20 protein-coding genes are annotated in these 21,905 nt (G+C 41.2%); 2 read left to right on the top strand and 18 right to left on the bottom strand.

The annotated features are described in order from the left end of the window. The first annotated feature begins 84 nt into the window (after positions 1-84). Complete coding sequence (locus tag P8629_RS02625) at positions 85-1,155, top strand: hypothetical protein (RefSeq protein WP_278164189.1); 1,071 nt, start codon at positions 85-87, stop codon at positions 1,153-1,155. 12 nt (positions 1,156-1,167) lie between these two features. Continuing rightward, on the top strand, positions 1,168-2,388 hold the full coding sequence (locus P8629_RS02620) for a hypothetical protein (RefSeq protein WP_278164187.1): 1,221 nt from the start codon (positions 1,168-1,170) through the stop codon (positions 2,386-2,388). Positions 2,389-2,457: 69 nt separating this feature from the next. Here P8629_RS02620 and P8629_RS02615 read toward each other — a convergent pair whose 3' ends face one another. The 18 genes from P8629_RS02615 to P8629_RS02530 form a co-directional block, all read right to left on the bottom strand. Further along, the gene (locus P8629_RS02615; RefSeq protein WP_278164186.1) at positions 2,458-3,177 is read right to left on the bottom strand and encodes a DsbC family protein; all 720 of its coding nucleotides are present in this window, start codon (positions 3,175-3,177) and stop codon (positions 2,458-2,460) included. A gap of 79 nt (positions 3,178-3,256) precedes the next feature. Continuing rightward, positions 3,257-4,150, bottom strand: coding sequence for a site-specific tyrosine recombinase XerD (gene xerD, locus P8629_RS02610; RefSeq protein WP_278164184.1), 894 nt, complete (start codon positions 4,148-4,150; stop codon positions 3,257-3,259). A 102-nt stretch (positions 4,151-4,252) separates the two neighbouring features. Further along, positions 4,253-4,600 carry a 50S ribosomal protein L19 gene (rplS, locus tag P8629_RS02605; RefSeq protein ID WP_278164183.1) on the bottom strand — a complete coding sequence of 116 codons (348 nt, stop codon included), beginning with the start codon at positions 4,598-4,600 and terminating at the stop codon, positions 4,253-4,255. A gap of 100 nt (positions 4,601-4,700) precedes the next feature. Continuing rightward, positions 4,701-5,414, bottom strand: coding sequence for a tRNA (guanosine(37)-N1)-methyltransferase TrmD (gene trmD, locus P8629_RS02600; RefSeq protein ID WP_278164181.1), 714 nt, complete (start codon positions 5,412-5,414; stop codon positions 4,701-4,703). Between the two features lie 11 nt (positions 5,415-5,425). Beyond that, positions 5,426-5,971, bottom strand: coding sequence for a ribosome maturation factor RimM (rimM, locus tag P8629_RS02595; protein ID WP_278164179.1), 546 nt, complete (start codon positions 5,969-5,971; stop codon positions 5,426-5,428). A 20-nt stretch (positions 5,972-5,991) separates the two neighbouring features. Next, positions 5,992-6,234 (bottom strand): 30S ribosomal protein S16, encoded by a 243-nt coding sequence (gene rpsP, locus P8629_RS02590; RefSeq protein WP_278164177.1) that lies wholly within the window; start codon positions 6,232-6,234, stop codon positions 5,992-5,994. Between the two features lie 211 nt (positions 6,235-6,445). Then, positions 6,446-7,888 (bottom strand): DNA recombination protein RmuC, encoded by a 1,443-nt coding sequence (gene rmuC / locus P8629_RS02585; RefSeq protein WP_278164175.1) that lies wholly within the window; start codon positions 7,886-7,888, stop codon positions 6,446-6,448. Positions 7,889-7,943: 55 nt separating this feature from the next. Next, positions 7,944-8,435 (bottom strand): hypothetical protein, encoded by a 492-nt coding sequence (locus P8629_RS02580; RefSeq protein ID WP_278164174.1) that lies wholly within the window; start codon positions 8,433-8,435, stop codon positions 7,944-7,946. Then, entirely contained in the window at positions 8,436-9,074 is a 639-nt protein-coding gene (locus P8629_RS02575; RefSeq protein ID WP_278164172.1) for a hypothetical protein, read from the bottom strand. Beyond that, positions 9,071-10,657 (bottom strand): hypothetical protein, encoded by a 1,587-nt coding sequence (locus P8629_RS02570; RefSeq protein WP_278164170.1) that lies wholly within the window; start codon positions 10,655-10,657, stop codon positions 9,071-9,073. The genes P8629_RS02575 and P8629_RS02570 overlap by 4 nt, the downstream gene beginning before the upstream one ends. Beyond that, positions 10,654-11,862 carry a type II secretion system F family protein gene (locus P8629_RS02565; protein WP_278164168.1) on the bottom strand — a complete coding sequence of 403 codons (1,209 nt, stop codon included), beginning with the start codon at positions 11,860-11,862 and terminating at the stop codon, positions 10,654-10,656. The genes P8629_RS02570 and P8629_RS02565 overlap by 4 nt, the downstream gene beginning before the upstream one ends. A 20-nt stretch (positions 11,863-11,882) precedes the next feature. Further along, positions 11,883-13,565 carry a GspE/PulE family protein gene (locus P8629_RS02560; protein WP_278164166.1) on the bottom strand — a complete coding sequence of 561 codons (1,683 nt, stop codon included), beginning with the start codon at positions 13,563-13,565 and terminating at the stop codon, positions 11,883-11,885. Next, a complete protein-coding gene (locus P8629_RS02555) occupies positions 13,562-15,049 on the bottom strand; it encodes a tetratricopeptide repeat protein (protein ID WP_278164164.1) in 1,488 nt (495 codons plus the stop codon). The genes P8629_RS02560 and P8629_RS02555 overlap by 4 nt, the downstream gene beginning before the upstream one ends. Then, a complete protein-coding gene (mshL, locus tag P8629_RS02550) occupies positions 15,050-16,774 on the bottom strand; it encodes a pilus (MSHA type) biogenesis protein MshL (RefSeq protein ID WP_278164162.1) in 1,725 nt (574 codons plus the stop codon). Further along, positions 16,775-18,169 (bottom strand): ExeA family protein, encoded by a 1,395-nt coding sequence (locus P8629_RS02545; RefSeq protein WP_278164161.1) that lies wholly within the window; start codon positions 18,167-18,169, stop codon positions 16,775-16,777. Positions 18,170-18,495: 326 nt separating this feature from the next. Next, positions 18,496-19,512 (bottom strand): ketol-acid reductoisomerase, encoded by a 1,017-nt coding sequence (ilvC, locus tag P8629_RS02540; protein WP_278164159.1) that lies wholly within the window; start codon positions 19,510-19,512, stop codon positions 18,496-18,498. A 50-nt stretch (positions 19,513-19,562) separates the two neighbouring features. Then, positions 19,563-20,054, bottom strand: coding sequence for an acetolactate synthase small subunit (gene ilvN / locus P8629_RS02535; RefSeq protein ID WP_278164157.1), 492 nt, complete (start codon positions 20,052-20,054; stop codon positions 19,563-19,565). Positions 20,055-20,065: 11 nt separating this feature from the next. Continuing rightward, positions 20,066-21,769, bottom strand: a complete 1,704-nt coding sequence (locus tag P8629_RS02530) for an acetolactate synthase 3 large subunit (RefSeq protein WP_278164155.1) — start codon at positions 21,767-21,769, stop codon at positions 20,066-20,068. Positions 21,770-21,905: the final 136 nt, after the last annotated feature.

Here is a 21,905-nt window from a genome sequence, read left to right as displayed (position 1 = left end):
AAAGTCTAATGATTGGTGCGACCTTACACTCATAATCATTATGCGCTAATAAACATTGAATTAAGTATTCAAAGGGATTGAATCATGACGATTGACGCTGATAAAGATGATTTAGCAACTCAGGAAATGCTACAGATGATGAGCGAGCCTGATCCAGTTTCAGAAGACACTGCTTCAAAAGATGAGGCGGATGATCTCTTGGATGCTCTAGACCAAGCTGAAAGCAGTCAGATTGAGGAAGAAACGACAGATGAGGCGAATGAGATGCCGATAGAAGAAAATGATAACGTGACTGACAACCTTACAGAAATTGAAGATTCCGGAACGATTGAAACTGAGTTGGATGAAGCACTCGGAACTGATTTAGAAGAAACCGACAACATTCCTTCAGAACAATCTGACACCGAACAAGCCGTTGAGGATGCAGATGATTTAGCCGATGACATGGATACTTCGGAAACTGACTTTAACGATGAACCTGCTACCTCTTCAGAACCCCCTGAAGATGAAGATACTGCTGAAATAGAAGAAGAGCCTCTTTTAGAACAAGAAGCTGAACTGGCATTGCCTGAAGAAGATATTTCTGAACAGGTCGCTGAAGGCATGAATGGCTTCAACGACATGGAGACTGAGAATGGTGCTGAAGACGATATGGAAGCAACCAACCTTTCTGACGAAACCGACATGCCAGAAGAGCTTGAGACAGCTTCGCCTGAAGAGACTGCTGAACCTCAGACGACAACAGAAGATCTGAGTGAAGCGACGACTGACGCAACGCCATTAATTGAACAAACGGCTGAATCAATTGAAAACATGGAAGAAGCGATTTCTATTGATGATGAAATCAAACAAATCGGCTCTGAAGTGAGTAATACAGCACAAGAAGCGACACGCTTAGCGGTAAAAGTCACTAAAAAAGCACAAGCCTCGGCCGATAAAACTCAGAAAGCAATAGAAGCGACTTTTGCAGCCACTGAACGAGCTTTTGAAGCGGCGAAGCAAGCGGGCTATGAGATTGAACTTGGCGAGCTCTCTACGCCGATTTCCAATGATGAATTGATTTCAATTTTGAGCGATATTCGTCAGCGAAATAAAGAATTAAGAGATATCAACAACACCCTAAAAAGTCGAATTGACTCACTGGCAAAGAAATAAAGGCGAAACACTATGAGTGACACTGCTGACGATTTATTAGATGAATTATCACAACTGGAGGACGCTTCTGCAGATATGCAAAAAGAGGTTAAAACAGCATCTGATAATAATAAAAAGCTTGAAGAATCAGGGAATGCCGACAGTTTAGATTCCGCAGCACTTTCATTAGAAGCGGCAAAAACCGCACAGCTTGCTGCGGAACAAAGTCAGAATGCTGCGGATGCCGCTATCAAACTATCGCACGAACAGAAAGCTCAAGTGATGGAGTTATCGGATTCAAATATTGCTTGGCGTCAATCGCTTCGGACGGCATCGAATGATCTAAAATCGGCAAGAAATGCCGTCACCACCATGATGACTGTCTCTATTGTCTTTAGTGTCATTTCCGTTGGAATCATGGGTTGGCTATTAAATAGCTTGAATAAAAAAAATGAAACTTTAAAAGGAGATGTTTTCGATATCATCAATACTGAAAACACTTTATTTAATAAAAACTTAAACCTCAAGATAGATCAATTATCGTCTTTAATTGAAGCGCTTGCTGCAGATATTCAAAGATTAAGCCGTTCAACGCCTGCACAAGACAGAATGCCTGCGAGAGGAGAAAAACGCCCTTCATTACCTGAACCAGAAGCTAAACCGAAAAATCAGCCCGAAAAATCAGCTGAACCGACTGCCAACTCAAAAGAAAACCAAGCTTCGGCAATGGACGCTAAAACCATCCGTCCAGACTTTACAGAGTTAAAAAACGAAATGCATCAACTTTCAGGCTCGCGTGAAAAACAACTGAAACACATTCAAGGGTTGTTGGATCAAATCCTTAACGCCCAAGAAAAAATTCAGGCAACCGCCTTACACCAAGCCTCCAAAAAACAAGCCATGCCGACAACCACGGTTGTCTCTTCAGGTTTGACCGATGAGCAAGTAAAAAAACTGAATGGAATCGCTTGGGCTGTTAGCACTCAGCGCAAACTGTTAAAAGAAATTCAAAAAACATTGAGCGCTCAAAAACCTGCTAAGGCTACTGCGCCAGATAAGACTCCTAAGGCGCTCAACAAAATTGATGCGAGCTTAAAGCATTTAAGTACACAAGTTCGTGAATTAAAAACCCAGCAAGACCATATTCAGAAAAAAGTTCAAGGGCTTGAAAATGTCACTCAAGAATTAGCTAAAAGACCGCAACCTTATAGCTACCGCTCTGAAGAACCACCGGTTGAAACAATCAACGAGTAAACTCTACGCGAAGCAAACATATTCGATTGCTTCGCCGTTTTTAATTTTTTAAATCATTTTCTAAGATGGCTAGTGCACCAATAACTTAATCAGTTCTTTAGCAGGCGCATAGCCTGGAATCATTTTGCCTGAATCGAACACAATGTTCGGCGTCCCTGTTACACCAAACATTTCAGCTTGTTTCATATGTTTCTGGACAGGATTCTGACAGGTTTTTGAAACCACCTGCCCCTTTGTCATGGCATCATCCATCGCCTTGGCAGAATCTTCAGCACACCAAACAGAAACAGCCTTTTTATAAGCATCCGAGCCAACCCCCGCCCGAGGATAAGCCATATAACGCACCTCAATACCCGCCTGATTCAAAGCAGGAATCTCTTTATGCAGCTTCCGACAATAAGGACAATCAATATCTGAAAAAACGGTAATGGTGCGCTTTTTCGACCCTTTAGCAGAATACACAATCATACTGTTGGCAGACAGCTTGTCCAATGCTGTTTTACGCACTTTACTTAAGGCTTTTTCAGTCAGATTCTCTCGTGTATCGAGATTAACAATATTGCCATTCACAATGTATTGCCCATCCCCACTCATGTAAATGATTTTGGCACCCAATGACACTTCATACAAATTAGGGATGACACTTTCTTTGATATTAGCCGCCAGCGCATTGGGGATTAATTGGTTCAATTTTTTTTGAATCGTTTCCTCATCTGCATTCACCTGACTGAACGCGGCTAAAATTATCATGCTTAGGCTTAGTTGTTTACCTATTGAAATCGGGTTCATCGTTCATTCCTTACCATTAAAATGTATCTGGCAAAGATTATACCCAAAATAATATTAAGATCATGACAACAGATTGACTTTAACCGCGTGGATGATGCTGATGGTGAATACTTTGCAAGCGCTCTTTGGCAACATGAGTATAAATTTGTGTTGTGGAAAGATCTGAATGACCTAATAATAATTGAACGGTTCTCAGATCAGCACCATGATTGATTAAGTGCGTTGCAAATGCATGTCGTAATCCATGCGGAGATAACTGACTGCGAATATCCGCGATAAGCGCCAGGTTTTTGATACGATGCCAAAGCGTTTGTCGTGTCATCGTTCGCCCTATTCTAGAAACAAATAACGTCGGAACCCATTTTTGTTTTCCAACCAAAGCAGGCCTAGCTGATTTTAAATAAGCTTCAATCGCTTCAATTGCCATTTGACCAATAGGAACAATACGTTCTTTATTGCCTTTTCCGGTTACCTGAACCAACCCAGCTGATAAATTGAGCTGCTCATACGGCAAATTAACAAGTTCAGACACGCGGAGGCCGGATGCGTACATTAACTCCAGAATCGCCTTATCTCTTATCCCTAAAGGCGTGGTTAAGTCAGGGGCATTTAATAAAGCTTCCACTTGGGATTCGGAAATAACGGAGGGTATTTTTTTAATCAGTTGGGGCGCTTTAATTTGTGCGGCAGGATCCAATTGAATTCGGTTATGAAAAATCAAAAACAAATAGAAACGTTTTAATGCAGACAAACACCGAGCAATAGAACTTGGATTCACCTGATCGACATGTAACTGAAAAAGATAATCTTCGAGCTGTTCTCGAGAGGCTTGACTTAAATCGGTTTCGCCCAGCGTAAGCTGAACCTTTTTAAGATCTCGCTGATAAGCCTGTAAGGTATTCTCACTCAACCCCTCATTCAGTCTTAAGTATTGGATAAAATCGGTAATCTCAGGTGTCAGTTGGTTTAGCATGCTATAAAGATAGCATAATACGAAAAAGGCGGGAAAGGATTTTAGAGAGGCAGAAACAAAAAAGGCACTCGATTGAGTGCCTTTCCAGAAAAGTTATAAAACTTATTTAACTTTTTCTTTGATACGTGCTGCCTTACCAGATAGGTCACGAAGATAGTACAACTTCGCACGACGCACGTCACCACGACGTTTAACTTCTACAGAGTCAACAAGTGGACTGTAAGTTTGGAAAGTACGCTCAACGCCTACCCCATGAGAAATCTTACGAACAATAAAAGAAGAGTTTAGGCCACGGTTCTTCTTAGCAATTACAACACCTTCATAAGCCTGTAAACGCTCGTTTGTACCTTCTTTTACTTTTACTTGAACAACAACAGTATCCCCTGGACCAAACTCAGGTAACTCTTTTGTCATCTGTTCTGCTTCAATACGCTTGATGATATCGCTCATCTCTAAGCACTCCAAAATAAATCAGCTTATATTTGCTGAAATGAATTTTATCCAACAATTCACAGACCAGGCTGCCAGAGGTTGAATCCGAATTGTAAACCTATTTATCCTGCTTCGCAGTATGCGTTGCCAGATAAGCGGTATATAAATCAGGACGCTTTTGCTTCGTCCTGAGAAGTTTTTGTTCATGGCGCCATTGTTCTATTTTGGCATGATGCCCTTCTTGCAACACATCTGGAACCCCCATACCATCAACCTCAACCGGTCGAGTATAGTGAGGGCAATCCAACAAGCCATCAGAAAAAGAATCTTGCTCCGCTGACTGGTTATGACCTAATACACCTGGGATCAATCGAATCACCCCGTCCATTAACATCATGGCGGGTAACTCTCCCCCACTCACAATAAAGTCTCCAACGCAGATTTCTTCATCAACCACCGTTTCAATAAAACGTTCGTCAATGCCTTCGTAACGACCACACACTAAGGTTAAATTAGCATGAGACTGCAACTCTGATAACTTCTGCTGAGTCAACGGCTGTCCTTGAGGAGAAAGATAAACCACGTAGGGTTTTTCTCCCACCTCCTCGGTAATCGCATCAACCGTTTTCTTTAACGGGGGGTACATCATCAGCATCCCCGGACCGCCCCCATAAGGTCGATCATCCACCGTCTTATGACGATCCGTCGTATAAGCTCTTGGATTCCAGGCTTTAAACTGATAAAGCGCGTCTTGAAAAGCTCTCCGTGAAACGCCCGACTCGATTAAAGCCGAAAACATTTCGGGAAACAGCGTAATCACATCAAAGCGCATCAGTAAAAACTTCAGGATTCCGTTGCATCTTCCAATTGCCAGTCAACTTTTATTTGTTTGGACTCAACATCCACTTCTAAAATAAAAGTATCCATCACAAAAGGAACCAAAGTAGAAATCAATCCTCTATCAGATTGTTTCTCTACTCTAAGGACATCATGCGCACCCGTTTCAACGATTTCTGTCACTTGACCCAGGTCTTCACCCTCTAAATTGGTCACATGACAGCCAATCAATTGCATCCAGTAAAAGCCTTCTTCCGTCTCAGGTAACTGCTCCGGAAGAATCGCAATGTCACACCCAATATAGTCGCGTGCAACATCTCGATCATTAATCCCTTCCAGCTTGGCGACAACACTTTTGCCACCTTGCTGAGAACGACCTTCTTCTACTTGAAAGGTACGCCATTCATTCTTGACTTTAACGAGCCAAGGAGAATAACTCAAAATATTTTGACGAGGGTCAGTATGAGAGAAAATTTTCACCCAACCGTTAACGCCATAAATACCATTAATTTGACCGAGGATGATTTTCTCGTCTTGCTTTGAAGACATCATAAACTCAGTCTAACGCCCAATTACTTAGAAGCGTCTTTAACAAGTTTTGCAACACGAGGGCTTAATTGAGCGCCTTTGCCCACCCAGTGTTCAATAAGCGCCATATCAAGACGAAGAGGCTCTTCTTGGCCACGTGCAGTCGGGTTATAAAAACCAACTTGCTCGATAAAACGCCCATTAGTGCCTTTACGTTGATCTGCCACCATTACTCTGTAATAAGGGTTCTTTTTTGCGCCACCACGGGCTAAACGAATAACGACCATTTTAAATCTCCTATCTTGATCGGCGATAACGGGAATTCCCGTTAACAAATTCTTCTACTAAGGTGAAAACACCTTGTTTTGACTCTAAAAATCTATTCTAGAAACTGGAAAGGCGGGATTATATACAACTTTAGAAAAGTTATCAATCTTTTCAGACATTTAGTTCACTTGAACTTTGCTAGAAAAGAATGCCTTTTCTAAAAGAAAAAAGTTACGAATCTGATTCGTTATGCAAAAGCCTTTCGCCTTCTGCTTCATCTAAAATATGTTGAGGGATTTCTTTTTTGGTTTTGCCGGCTAACTCTTTCAGCATTTCAGCTTGACGCACCAGGTTACCATTCCCTTGTAACATCTGCCTACGTGCCTGTTCATAAGAGCCTTGCGCTGTACCAAGCTGCTTACCGATCTTTTCAAATGTATCAACAAAGCCGACAAACTTATCGTGTACTTCTGCCGCTCGCTTAATGAGCTTAACGGTATGCTCTGATTGGCGCTCATATCGCCAAAGCTGTTCGATGGTCTTCAGCGTTGTAAATAAAGTCGTCGGTGTCACCACCGCGACCTTTTTATCAAAGGCATTTTCAAAAATAGCCGGATTCTGCTCGATCGCCATCAAATACGCCCCTTCAATCGGGATAAACATCAACACAAAATCCGGTGCATTTAATAACTCAAGGTGGTCGTAGCGTTTTTCCGATAACGCCTGAATATGTTTACTGATACTTTGAATATGACTTTTAACGTGCTGTGTTTTTTCACTCTCAGTTTCACTATTTAACGCCGCTTCATAACTAACCAATGACACTTTTGAATCGATAATGACGTGCTTACTATCCGGTAAGTTAATGATAACATCAGGGCGTAGCCGCTTACCGTCTTCTTGGTTAAAGCTTTTCTCAGTTTCAAATTCAATGCCCTCGCGTAACCCGGTTGACTCAAGAAGTTTACGAAGAATAAACTCCCCCCAATTCCCCTGAATTTTTTGGTCCCCCTTTAACGCCTTAGTCAAGTTCTGCGCCTCCAGACTCATGGTCTGATTCAGCTCTTTTAAATGTTTAAGCTGTTCCGTCAAAGAAGCTCGCCCTTCTAGATCTTCTTTGTGCACCGCTTCAATGCGCTGTTTGAATTGATCCAAAGAGGTTTGAATCGGTTGCACCAATCCACTGATGGTTTCTTTACTCTGCTGCCCCATCTGCTTTTGCTTCTGTTCCAGAATCTCATTCGATAATACCTTAAACTCCTGCGTCAAGGTTTGCTTGGCAGAGTCCAGTAAAGCCAGTTTTTCAGCGTTACTCTCTCGTTCGGTTTCCAAACGGCTTTTCATGCTGGCCAATTCCGCTTGGGTTTCAGAATAACGCGTTTGCAATGCTTGGTGGGTTGCCTGTTGTTCTTTTTGTAATGCTCTCAACTGCTCTAACTGTTCTGCCCTTTGATTAGACTCCCCTTTCATGACCTGAAAGTCAGAAATCTCTGATTTCAAACGTTCGTTCTCCTCTTTTAAAAAAAGATTATCCGCTTCGACTGCTGCCAGGCCTGGTAGTTTTTCATTCGCCAAGTTCAGTGCTTGCTGTAAGCGAATGATCCACACACCAGCCGCGATCAACGCTGTTATTAGCCATGTCGTAGGAGAAGAAAGTAACTGAATGAAGTCCATTAATTGTTTGCCTTTAACTGTTATGCCTGCATTTTAAAAAACGCCAATGAATAAATCACTTTTCGGTTTTTGGGGAAGTTTCTCCCGCTTTATTGCGCAGATTATACTGATAGTTTTTAATAATTTTTTTAGAATCGGGCAAATAGGTATTCCCAACCGGAATCACAATTTGTCTCTCATCAACCTTAAATTGTGTTTCAAAAGGAAGTTGCTCTATTTTTAGGTTCTTCTGGGTGGACTGAAGCTTACGGTAATCATTGTTCAACCGAATATACTGCGTTCCATCCGGCGTTATAATAATAGCCGAGACGCTTAAAGGCTTCTGCAGTGAATTCGGCTTATTAACGCGTGCTGAAATTGCTTTATTACCACTGGTTTGTTCCGTTTTTAAAACAGAACCCGTTGTTTTCTTTAAAAAATCCTGCCTTTCGGAATCAACTGAGAGGCGCTGCTCTGGTGTTAAAAACAACCGATTCAACTCTGCGGCAGAACTCCCATAACTCAAACCCCACAATACGATAAAAAAAATACACTGTAATCTTTTCATCTATAAGCCCTTTTTGAACGCGTTTGGTTCAGCTTCCAGTAAAATCAGCGAGCACTGAGCCCGAATGCCGGCAGTATCCTCTCGAAATTTTGGAGACTTTACATAGCTTGGACGAGCAATTAAATGGCAGCCCTCAATAAAATATAATGGCGTAATATTTTCCGTAATTTCGTCAAATATCCTGAGAAGATCTAAATCTGAATGCATGCCGATGGTCAGATTTAAGCGCGTAAAATAAAAGATATCTTTCCCTACAGGAACCGAATCCAATTGCTTTTGCAATAATGTTTGCCTTGGTTCGAACTGAATAACAAAAGGTTTAAGCGCTAACTTTTTTTGAATTTTAAGTAATTCATCTGTCCAGAGAACACGGCCATAATTGTAAATGGCACCAAAACTTGTCAACGCAGTATATTTCTTGCCATAAATCTGTGAAAGCTGTACTTGATCTCTCAAAAACTGTACTTGACGTGTAACCGATTCAAGCTGTTGTTTATGAGTATCAATCGATGCTTTTAATTGTTGTTTATGCAAAAAAAGCCCATAATTACCACCCAGAAAAACCAATAGTGTCACACCTAAAGCCACTAACGCGACAACAAGATACCGTTTCACAAAAAAAATACGGGAATTCATCATGGTTCTCCCTTTAAGGAAGCTGGATTCTTTCTAGAATTTTGAATATTAAACCGAATTGCAAAGGGGAGCGCCTGATCGTCATTGTTTGACTTGCCATCAACCTGCAAAGATTTCTGAGTTCGTCGATCCAACGGCTCTTGAATCAAGTCAATGAATTGTACTTTGGGTGACTTCGCTAAGCTCGAAACAAAATCATCTACCCATTTAACGGGTTGTTCATAGGTTTTATTAAATGGGATTACTTGTCCTGACAAGGATACTAAAAGCGTATCACTATCAAACTGCTGATTAACTCGCCACTTCAAGTCAGTCATCAAAATATGAGAATGCTGTTGCAGAACTTGACTTAGAAATTCCAAATCAGCTTCAACAATCATCGCAGATGGCTTATGCAACAAAGCCTCCGAAAACTCCACAATGGCTTTGATATCTTCAGCATTATATTTCAAATCAATCGAGCGCTGTAACTGACTTTTTTCTAATTGTAGCTGGTGACTTTGGGTTTCAATCCATTGTGTTTTTTCAGATAGCAGATAATTATCTATGCCCTGCTGTATAAAACCATAACTCCCCAACAAAGCCACTGTTATCCATATAACGTACATACCTTTACGAAGCACCAAGAACCGTTTAATGCGTACAGCATAAGGGACATGATAAAAACTACCAGGCCTGACCTTAAACAAAAAGGTCATTAATACATTCATCGCACCCTGATTGCGACAATGCTCTTGTAAATGTAGGAGTTCATTCAAATTGCCCGCTTTAGCAAACCAGTTGTCACTTTGCCAGTTAGAAAAGGGAATTGTCTGTTTGAACAACTCAACAACACGGTTTTCATTATCACGTTCAACCGCTAAGTAGACAAACCCGACTTCCGCATTAATGGGTAATATCTTTTGATTGTATAAATACTTAACCGTAATTTTAGTTTCATGAATTAAAGCAGATGCAATTAATGCTTCATCATCTGAGACGTCTTCCAAATCAATGTGACGACTGATTTTTAACACCCCATGATGGAAAAAGATCTGGCGAAAATGACAGTGACTTTCTCTTATAACCAGCAAGAACGGGTGAGCAAGTTGTTTTCGACTGATGTGAAGACGTGGAGCGACCTTAGCAAAGAAAAAGTCGCCCATCAAAAAGGCATAAGAATAGACACCAATTAAAGTCACATTCAATGTTTCGAACAAGCCAAACAAACGCTCAACTTCCGGAGAACGCAACACACTGGCAATTAAAAGTTGTTGTTCCTCCCGCCCTGAAGCGTTGGTGCGAAAAACAGGCAACCATTTAGCATGAACGAATAAGCTGCCTTCTGATTTCGCTTTGGCCGTTAAACGGTCGACCATGACTGGCTTTTCCCATGGCAGTAATTTGGGCACCCATTCGTAATGCAGATTTTCATCAATAAAATCCAACACCACGGTGACCGTACTGTATTTAGAAAGACTTTTTAAAAACTTTTCCGCTGAGTCATCAGACCAGTCAAGCGTCAACACCTCGTGATCAAGCTTACAAAACGTCTGTTGCTCAATTACGGTAATTTCTTTTTCTTTCACATACAAAATATAGTTCACTGAGACACCTGCGAAATCGTTTCGTAAACAGGTCCAAGCACAGCCATCATGACCCAGCCAACCATTAACGCCATTGCTACCGTTAAAATAGGTTCGATAGCGGGTTCAATTTTTTCAATCAAATCTTTAGCTTCCGTATCGTAATATTCACTGACGTTGTGAAGTGCTTCATCCATATTTCCGCTTTGTTCGCCAACTTTGACCATTCTGACCGCCAAAGGAGGTAACAGACCAGACAAATCAAACGCTTTATAAATTGTTTCACCTTCCTCAATCAAATGTCGAGCTTCTGAAATCCGCTCTTCTAAATAAGCATTCCCCGTTACCATTGAAGCCAATTTTAAACTGTCATTAAAATTAACCCCTGCGCCATACATAATTGACAAAGTACTGGCAAAACGAGCGATCTTCAATTTCAATAAAATGGGGCCAAACACATAAATTTTGAAAATAAAATGATCAAACTTCACACGGAACGCATGCGACTTTTTTAACCACCACTTTAAAAGATAAACAGAAGCCAACAATAATATGCCCATCACGACGATATACTCTCTAATAAAATGTGACGTCGCGATCAAAGAAACCGTTGCAAACCCTAAGGTGCCATCCATTTCATTAATAAACGAAAGTAACTCAGGGACGACAAAAACCATTAACAGCACTACCACCGCCATCACAACACTGGCGACAATGGCAGGATAAATCATGACTTTCTTCGCTTTGGACGCTAACGACTCTTCCCATTTCATGGTCTGTTCCAAATTTTCCAACACCCGATCTAATTGACCTGTTTTTTCGCCCACTGCCACTAACGAGATATAGACTTTTCCAAAAACGGCTTCGTAATTTTTTAGAGCCAAAGAAAAGCTCTCACCACCTTCCATGAACTTATAAATAGATGACAAGATTTCACACACAGCATCATTTTCATAAGTCCGACGCAAGTCATCTAAAATATCCATCAATGGCACCCCCGCTTTTAGAAGCTGGCGAAGCTGACCAGTAATCACGATAATATCTCTTCGTGTAACCTTGCTCCGCTTCAATCTTCCAAACCCTTGTGAGGATTTCATCTTAAAAGACAACAAATCAATATTGATAGAGCGTAAACGCTGTTCAAGATCTTGCTCGTTAGAAGCTTGTATTTCTCCTTGAACCCTTTTACCCGACTGGGTAATGCCCCGATATCGATAGTTATTCACGTATGCCTCTCACCTTAACTCTAGACCAGCTCTGTCAGGTCAACAATGCGACTGATTTCATCTAAGGTGGTATCGCCTGAACGAACCCCGCTCAAGGCATTTTGCAACAAATCCGTAAACCCTTGCTCAACCGCTTTCTCTAAAATATCGTGCTGCGAAGCCCCTTCTAACAACAAATAATCCATTTCCTTCGAAAAACGTAAAATTTCCAATACCGCCAAACGACCTTTATATCCAATATCGTTGCAGGCAGGACACCCAGTTGCTCGATAAAGCCTGGCAGGTTCACCTTCTGAAAAACCGACAATTTTCTTTTCAAAGCCATCAGGTTCATAAGGTTCTTTACAGTGGGGACATAACCGTCTTGCTAAACGTTGAGCCAGAATTCCAATCACATTTCCTGCCAAAATCGAACGTGAAATACCGATATCTAATAACCGAGGAATGGCACCAATGGCGGAATTAGTATGCAATGTCGTAAAAACTTGATGCCCCGTCATTGCTGCTCTAAGCGCCATTTCCGCAGTTTCACCGTCTCGGATTTCACCAATCAAGACAATATCTGGATCCTGTCGCATTAAAGAACGAATCCCGGCAGCGAACGTCATGCCTATTTCTTCATTAATGGCGGTTTGACGAATCATTTTCATGGGATATTCGACAGGATCTTCAAGGGTCATAATATTAACCCCTTCTTGATTGATTTCATTTAATAAAGAATAGAGCGTGGTGGTCTTCCCTGACCCTGTAGGCCCCGTCACCAGAACAACCCCTGTCGGGCGTGACATCATGAGTTTAAGCTCTCGATAACTTTTTGGATCGAGCCCTAATTCATCAAGAGGGACAATCCCCTTTTCTCGATCCAAAATACGAAGCACAAAGTTTTCACCATGTGAACTAGGGAAAGATGAGACACGAAAGTCGATTTGGCGGCCATGCACAATCAGTTCCATTCGGCCATCTTGCGGCATCCTCTGGTCGGTCAAATCTAAATCTGACAAAACCTTTAGACGAACCACAAGACCGGACCAAAAAGTTTTATGCAATAAACGAACCGTTTGTAACACACCATCAATACGATAACGAATTCGAAGATAGTATTCTTCGGGTTCAAAATGCACATCAGAAGCGCCTTTTTTAACCGCATCTGTCAAAATATTGTCGACCAAACGAACCATTGGTTGAGAGTACTCATGCTGTCCAGTTAAGACATAATCATTCGACTGTCCAGTTTCAAGCTCTCGTAAAATGCCATCGATCGATAATTCATAGCCATAGAAATGGTCAATTGAATATTGAATTTCATTTTCAACCACCAGCACAGGTTCAAGACGAACATCTTGCTTGATGTGACGTTTTATTTTATCCAACAACAAAATATCATCGGGACTAGCCATCCCAACTTTTAAAAGCTCGTCATTAAAGCTGATTGGCATAACCAAATTGGCTCTGGCAAAAGACTCTGAAATGAGTCTAAGTGCATTCGAATCAGGGACAACGCCTTTCAATGACATAGAGGAATACCCGACGGCATTCCCAACCACTTTTCGCGAGATCTCTTCCGTCAGAAAATCCAACGTAATTAAGACCTCTCCAAGTTTTTTACCGGTAATTTTTTGTTCTGTCAGCGCAATACGAAGCTGATCTGGAGAAATTAATCCTTTTTGAACGAGATGTTCTCCTAAGCGATCTTCACTCTTCACTGATCACCTCCCTGCTCTAAATATTGTTGCAGAGTTAATAAACGTTTTTTAATCTTGCTGATGCTTGTCGTATTGCCCGTTTCTGGAAAATGAACAAGCGCCTGTTGATAATATTTTTTTGCCAATGAATATTGTCCCATTTGATCTAAGCTGATCGCCAGATTAAGTGCATAATCTGCATTTTCGGGCTTGAGCTGGTACGCTTTGAAGTATTGCTTTTGCGCTTTGACCCAATCCTTTCGTTTCGCGTATTGATGGCCTAGCGCTGCCTGTAATTTCGCGTTGCTGGGCGTTTGATTAATCATAAACCTTAAACGCTTATCAGACTGCCCTGGTTGAGCCAAAGATGCCTCTAAAATAGCAACCGCCGTTTCTGCTTGTTTGTTATAAGGTGAGACATTCAATGCTTGACGGTAAAAATTCAATGCCGCATGAACTTCACCTTGTTTAGCAGATGTTGCTCCAAGCCCAAACAGCGCGGTGAGATTTTTAGGATTTTTTTGCAGAGCGTCTAAATAGTGGATTTTAGCTTGTCGATAATCATTTTTTTGGTAGGCTTCATACCCTAACATTTCATCAGACACCTTAGTTGAACTCACTATTTTCAACTGTTTATTTGGCATAGAGTGCGACTGTAAGTCCACTTTTTTTTGTTTTTCAACAGCAGCTAAGTTTTTTTCTCTGGATAAAGCCTGTTTGGACGGTAACGAAGAAACTGTCGACGAAGTGTTCTTTGGGGTCGAGATATTCGTGACTTCATCTGATTCGGCAACGTTATTATTAGATGCTGTCAAGTTTTTATCAGTCGCTATAGACTTATTATCAACCACGGAATCAAAGTCTTGCTTTCTTATAGGCTCTTTGACTCTTTGGTATTGTTGCAGCTCTTGTGCCATTTTTTGAGACTGGTCTTGAAAATAAGATACCCCGTAGTAACCGAACCCTAAAAACAAGACTATTAACATCAACATCGATAAAACAATCTTGGCGTAGTTAAGCCCACCTTCTTGTTTAAACTGGATTGTCTTCATGAAATTTTCAGCAGATTTTGGTTCTTTTTGTGAGTCATTTTCGATGTCTTGGTACCCTGGAATCTTATTAAGACTCCACTCATTATCTACTGACTGATCAATGTGTGAAGGCGTATCAGACGTCAAAAATTCTTCTTGCTCTGATTGCCTGCCTAAAACCGAAGCGTCTGATTGAGGTGTTTCTTCAAGCGCAAGTGCGGTTTCCAAGTCTAAAGGTTTATTTTTAGGATGCGTGTTTGAGGGAGCACTCTCTGCATCGATATTAAGCGATGGCTTTTCGGCCTCTTTTTCGTTGTTTATTCTGGGGTTAAATTCAAAATCATGCGATGTTTCTATTGCCTCTTTTCGAGTTGGTGCAACTCGATATTCTTCAGGTAATGAGTCTTCATTACCAAGCCCTTTTCTGTGCTTCTCTTCAGCCGCTTTTTTTAAGGCTTCTAACAATACACTCATTTAATTCGTCTTTGTTTTCATAAGAGGTTTAAACGCTTGAAGATCCCCATAATCTACATCAGGATTGGTGATGATAACGGGGCGAATAAAAATAATGAGTTCAGATTTTTTAACCGTATCGTCTCGATAAGAAAACAAATCCCCAATCCAAGGCAAGTCACTTAACCCCGGCACACCTTGACGTTGGTTATCATGCGTATCCTGGATTAAACCACCAATAATGGCTGTCTGGCGGTTTCTTAATCGTAAAACTGAATCCATTTCTCTTTCTTGAATAACTGGAACCTTACTTTCAATATTCTCACGCGCCAAATCAGGGTTCGGGTCATTAACATACGCTACAATTCGAGACAAAGTTGGGCGAATATTTAATGAGATTTCATCTTCGCTAATAAAGGGGGTAACATGCATCATAAATCCGACTGGAACGGTATGTACGGTAGTTTCATAAGTCGTCACCCCCGCACTGGCAGCAGTCGCTGATTCACGATTTACTTCAACCGTAAAATAGACCTCGTTATTAACGACTTTTAATAACGCAGCTTGATTATTCATTGCCATAATTTTCGGACTGGAAAGAACTTTTGCATCACCAAACTGTTGAAGCATCTTGATACCCAAATTAAAGTTCCAAGTGCCAATACTGGAAAGATTAATTGAAAAATTTGGATTCTTAGATAAGTTAGTACCGAGTAAGCTTTGTGAGATATCTGAAGATCCCCCTGAGTTTGAAGTGATCGCACTCCAATCAACACCTGCTTGATATTGATCACTTAGCTCAACTTCTACAACTGTCGCTTCAATCAAAACTTGTTTATTGGTTCGATTTAAACTGGCATCTAAGTAATTTTTAACTTGTTGATGCTTTTTAGCGGTGGTATAAACACTCAGCATACCGGCTTCTCTATTCACAACAACATTTTGAAACTGTTTTCGTGCCTGAGATGCCGATGACAATTGCGCACGTGCGTCATTGGTTACCGCTGGAGTCGTTTGTTTTGCTTCTTTATCAACGGCTTGAGGATCAAGTCTTGCCATAGATGCAATATTGGTCTGCAAAGCATCCCAAAAATCATGAATCGCGGAAGATTCTAAAGTGAACTCACTTGCTTGGTTGGTATTATTTGAGTTGTTTCTGTTATTTCTTGATACATTACCAACCGACATTTTCATGACCGTCAGGTCTTTAATGTTTTTAATTACATTAACATAATCAATTTCGTAACTTTTCCAATATGGCTTATCCAACTTAATACGAATGGTACCGTAAGTAATCTCATAAGTGCCGCCAACTTGATCAACCACACGCTCCATAATGCTTTCCAATGGTTGGTTAATCGCATTAATGGTCACCAAACCTTGAACATCCGCCGATAAATCTAGTTGTTTACCAGCATCCTTTGCCAGATTAAATAGTAAATCGGCGACAGGGACTTCAATGGCAGAAATGCTATAAAGCTTCTCGACTGTTTGCTTAGAAGGATTCACATTAATTGCATCCACAGTCACCAAATCAGGAATGTCAGAAGGACTTTCAACAACATCTTTTATCGCAGGTTTAGGCTCCAAATGACTATTGATTTTGAATTTTTCAGAAACAGGTGGTGCCAGTGGCTCTCTTTTAACCGTTTCCTCTCCACCGCTACACCCTATCAACAAAACTAAAGGGACCAAAATAGTAGAGCGTAAACAAAAAAGTTTGAATTGTTTTTTAGAGTTCAACATTTAAAGTGTTTTCCCTTGATTGTTAAGTTGTTGAATCATTTGGTCAACCGCTGTGGCAGAAATCACGCTGGAGCGACTCTCATCAGTCATCGCTGCTAAATCCTGCTGTTTTTCCTGCAGAACGTCAAAACGGGTTGCTCGGGGATAGTACAACAACTGATATTCAAAATGATTTGTCGCATAGTTCAGTTTAAAAATTGCGAACAAATACTTTCTATTTTGAACACTTAACCCTGCTAAAACCGTCGAATAAACGCTATCAAAACTCTTGATCGGCATGGCCGACATCAAGATAACAGGTTCATTGCCATCAACTTCTTGAATAAAACGCTCTGTTTTTTGTTTGAGCATAACCATTTTAGATAACTCATCAAACCCCACACCCAGCTTCTCGGAAAGTTGAAGGGGTGTCATAAATGAGAGCGGTTTTTGAAGCTCTTTGAGAGCCGTTTGGCTTGGGGGTTCAGATGTAATTGACTGTGCGGCCAAACTGTCTTTCGCAAGGCCATTAAACCACTCACTATAACCCCCCCAACCTAATACCACAACAATCATCATTAATCCAAAACTCAGTCCCCATTGAAAATAGCGTCTAGGAGATTCAGAATCTAAACTCTTAAAATGTTTTAGCTTTAACTTATGGTCGCCTTTTGAATAAGCGACCATTAATAATTTATCCGCCAGAAGATTGATAGAACGAGGCAACCCATGAGTGAGTTTTTGGATATGCTTGGCAATTTTCAAATTAAACAAATCCTGCCCCATATAACCTGCAACACGCATTCTATAATTAAGATAGCGCATCACTTCTTCTGCATTCAAAGGAGGGATTGAGACATTACATGCAATTCGGTCTTTTAAGGGTTTAATCCGAGAATCTTCCAATGTTAGATCAAGCTCAGGCTGACCAAAGAGTACCATTTGTAATAACTTATCCTCTTCTGTTTCAAGGTTTCCTAACAGACGGATTTCTTCCAAGGTATCGAGCGTCATAGATTGAGACTCATCTATTAACATCACCACGCGCCGTCCTTGGCTATATTCTTTAATCAAAAAGGTATTTAAATGATTGATTAAATCCAGTTTTGTGTTGGCATGAGTCGCTTCCAAGTTGAGCTCGGAACAAATAAACTTCAGTAAATCCAGTGCGGAAAGATTAGGGGAAGAAATGTAAACTTTTTGATAATGATTGGGTAACTGCTCAACCAATAGGCGCAACAAAGTCGTTTTTCCAACACCGACTTCGCCTACCACTTTAATAATGCCATCTCCTCTTTCAACGGAATAGCGCAAAGCTTGCACAATTTCATCACGAGAAGCTTGTTTATAGAAAAAGCTTAAATCTGGTGAAATTTTAAATGGTAATTTTTGTAACCCAAAAAAAGAACAATACATAAATTAACCGTTACCACACTTATTTTTATATACAAGCTTCTCATGGCTATAACCTATGATGAGAAGAACGTTTTTTCAATTCTATTTCAACACTATGATAACAACTTAAATTAAAAATAACCTAACTTTAAAATGAAATTGATAAAGATCAACAAGATCACCCCACCCTGATAAATAGCGCTTCTAGGAACATTAGCTACTTTAATTAAACCCTTGTCATTTAGCCCAGGCCTGGAGAATTTTTATTTAGTTCAGACATAAAAAAAGCCCGCTTGAAGCGGGCTTTTTAAAAAGTCATATTGAGGAGATGCTCCTCTTCAATGACATTAGTTCTTTTCTTGGTCAACAATCTTGTTAGACGCAATCCAAGGCATCATCGCACGTAGTTTTCTACCAACGACTTCAATACCGTGTTCTTCATTCAAACGGCGTGCTGCCGTCATTGAAGGATAGTTTGACTGCCCTTCAAGAATGAACTGCTTAGCATACTCACCTGTTTGAATGTTTTTCAACGCTTCACGCATCGCAGCACGAGACTCGTCATTGATAACACGAGGGCCCGTTACATACTCACCGTACTCGGCGTTATTAGAGATTGAGTAGTTCATATCTGCAATCCCACCTTCGAACATTAGGTCAACAATCAACTTAAGTTCGTGCAAACATTCAAAGTAGGCCATTTCAGGCTCATAACCCGCTTCAACCAACGTGTCGAAACCAGCTTTAACCAATTCAACAGCACCGCCACAAAGAACGGCTTGCTCACCAAATAAATCTGTTTCACACTCATCACGGAAAGTCGTTTCGATGATCCCTGTACGACCACCACCAACACCTGACGCATAAGAAAGTGCAATTTCTTTTGCTTTACCAGAGGCATCTTGTTGAATAGCGATAAGATCAGGAATCCCGCCACCACGAACAAATTCAGAACGAACGGTATGACCCGGTGCTTTTGGCGCGATCATGATAACGTCCAAGTCTTTACGTGGTTCAATTTGGTTATAAATAATGGCAAACCCATGAGCAAAGGCTAATACAGCACCTTGCTTGATATTTGGTTCAATCTCTTCTTTATAAAGTACCGACTGGAATTCATCCGGCGTCAGAATCATCACCACATCAGCACCGGCAACCGCAGTTGCAACATCTGCAGTTTTTAGACCGTACCCTTCTGCTTTCTTGATAGAAGAAGAACCAGAACGTAAACCAACAGTGACATCAACCCCAGAATCTTGTAGGTTTGCTGCGTGGGCATGGCCTTGAGAACCAAAACCGATAATCGCAACTTTCATGCCTTGAATGATAGAAAGATCACAATCTTTATCGTAATAAACTTGCATTGTTTTTTCCTTAAAAAGTAAGTTAAAAAGTAATTTTATAAATTGCTAGATTACAGATGGAGTGACTTCTCGCCACGCATTAATCCAACTGCGCCAGAGCGAACGACCTCGACAATCAGACCTTCGTCGATGGCATCTACGAACGCATCAAGTTTCTGGCTTTCGCCAACCAATTGAACCGTATAAATATTCGCATTCACATCGACAATCGTGCCGCGGAAAATATCGCTTAAGCGTTTAATTTCTTCACGCATTGCGCCAGAAGCTTTTAGCTTCACCAGCATCAGTTCACGCTCAATATGGCTACCTTCCGTGATATCTACCACTTTGATAACATCAATCAAACGATTCAAATGCTTCACAATTTGCTCAACCTGTTGCTCTGTTCCGCTCGTCACTAATGTTAAGCGTGAAATGGTTTCATCATCGGTCGGAGCAACGGTTAAAGCGTGGATATTATAGCCACGAGCCGAAAATAAACCGGATACACGAGATAAGGCGCCTGATTCATTTTCAATTAACATTGAAATAATATGTTTCATTCGTCTTCCCCTTATACCAGAATCATTTCATCAAGCCCTGCACCAGCAGGAATCATCGGATAAACGTTTTCTTGTTGATCCGTAATGACATCAATGAAAACAAAACGATCTTTGTATTTATCGGAAAACGCTTCTTCAAGCTGTTCTTTCATGGTTTCAGGGTTATCAATACGAATCCCAACATGACCATAGGCTTCAGCTAACTTAACAAAGTCAGGTAAAGAATCCATATAAGACATGGAATATCGACGATCATAAAAGAACTCTTGCCATTGACGAACCATTCCCAAGAAGCCATTATTTAAACACAACACTTTAATAGGCAAACCATACTGTAAACAGGTTGAAAGCTCTTGAATATTCATCTGAATAGAACCTTCCCCTGTGACGCACACCACTGTTGCATCAGGGAAAGCCGCTTGCACCCCCATCGCAGCAGGCAAACCAAAGCCCATCGTGCCTAAACCGCCCGAGTTAATCCAACGGCGAGGCTTATTAAACTTATAGTACTGTGCAGCAAACATTTGGTGCTGCCCAACATCTGACGTAACATAAGCATCACCATTGGTCACCTGCCATACCGTTTCCATGGCAGCCTGGGGCTTAATTTTGTGTCCCAATTGCTCATAGCGTAAACAGTTTGTTGAACGCCAGCTTTCAATTTGTTCCCACCAGCTCGACAACGCTTCTTGATCAGGGCGTTTCTTCGATTTATTCAACAAAGACAACATTTCAGTCAGCACTTGCTTAACCGGACCAACGATTGGAATATCAACCACAACATTCTTTGAAATCGATGCTGGGTCAATATCGATATGAATGACTTTCGCATCCGGGCAGAACTTCTCTAAGTTCCCGGTGACTCGGTCATCGAATCGAGCGCCAATCGCGATAATCAAATCCGAATTATGCATGGTCAAATTCGCTTCATAAGTACCATGCATCCCCAACATACCGACAAATTGTTTGTCTTCAGCAGGATAAGCGCCGAGTCCCATCAACGTATTGGTGACTGGGTAACCCAAATTACGCGCCAAGTCTGTTAGCGCTTCAGAAGCACCCCCAAGCACGACACCACCACCGGTATAAATAATGGGCTTTTTCGCCGCCAACATCATGTCAATGGCTTTTTTAATCTGTCCGCTATGGCCTTTTGTTACAGGTACATAGGAGCGTAAACTCACTTCTTGTGGATATTCATAAGAGCTTTTGGCATTTTGTACATCTTTCGGGATGTCGACCACAACTGGACCGGGTCTACCAGTTGTTGCGATATAGAACGCTTTTTTGAGCGTCATCGCTAGATCATTTACATCCTTGACCAAGAAGTTGTGTTTAACAATCGGTCTTGTAATCCCCACCGTATCGATTTCTTGGAATGCATCCAAACCAATCATATTCGTGGCAACCTGTCCGGTGACAACAATCAATGGAATCGAATCCATATAGGCTGTCGCAATACCTGTTACGGTATTGGTAGCACCGGGACCGGAAGTTACAAGCGCGACTCCTGGTAAACCTGTAGAGCGTGCGAACCCATCAGCTGCGTGAACGGCAGCCTGTTCATGACGGACTAGCACATGCTTTAATTTTTTTGCGTCCGTATCCAGGGCATCATAGATTGGCAAAGCTGCACCACCCGGATACCCCCAAATATGCTCTACGCCCTCATCTTCTAAATAATGTACAAGAATCTGGGCACCAGTTAATTCCACAACAACGGTCCTCCGTTTGGGTCAAAAAAAGCGCCAGACCAGAGTCAGTTTTATCTGGTTCCGGCGCTTAATCTGATAAAAAAAATAACTTAAAAAACAAAGCCCTGCAATTTAGCAGGGCAAGAAAGGAATTATA

Source organism: Hydrogenovibrio sp. 3SP14C1 (genome assembly GCF_029625905.1).
Lineage (GTDB): Bacteria > Pseudomonadota > Gammaproteobacteria > Thiomicrospirales > Thiomicrospiraceae > Hydrogenovibrio.
This window is presented reverse-complemented; position numbering and strand designations above follow the sequence as displayed.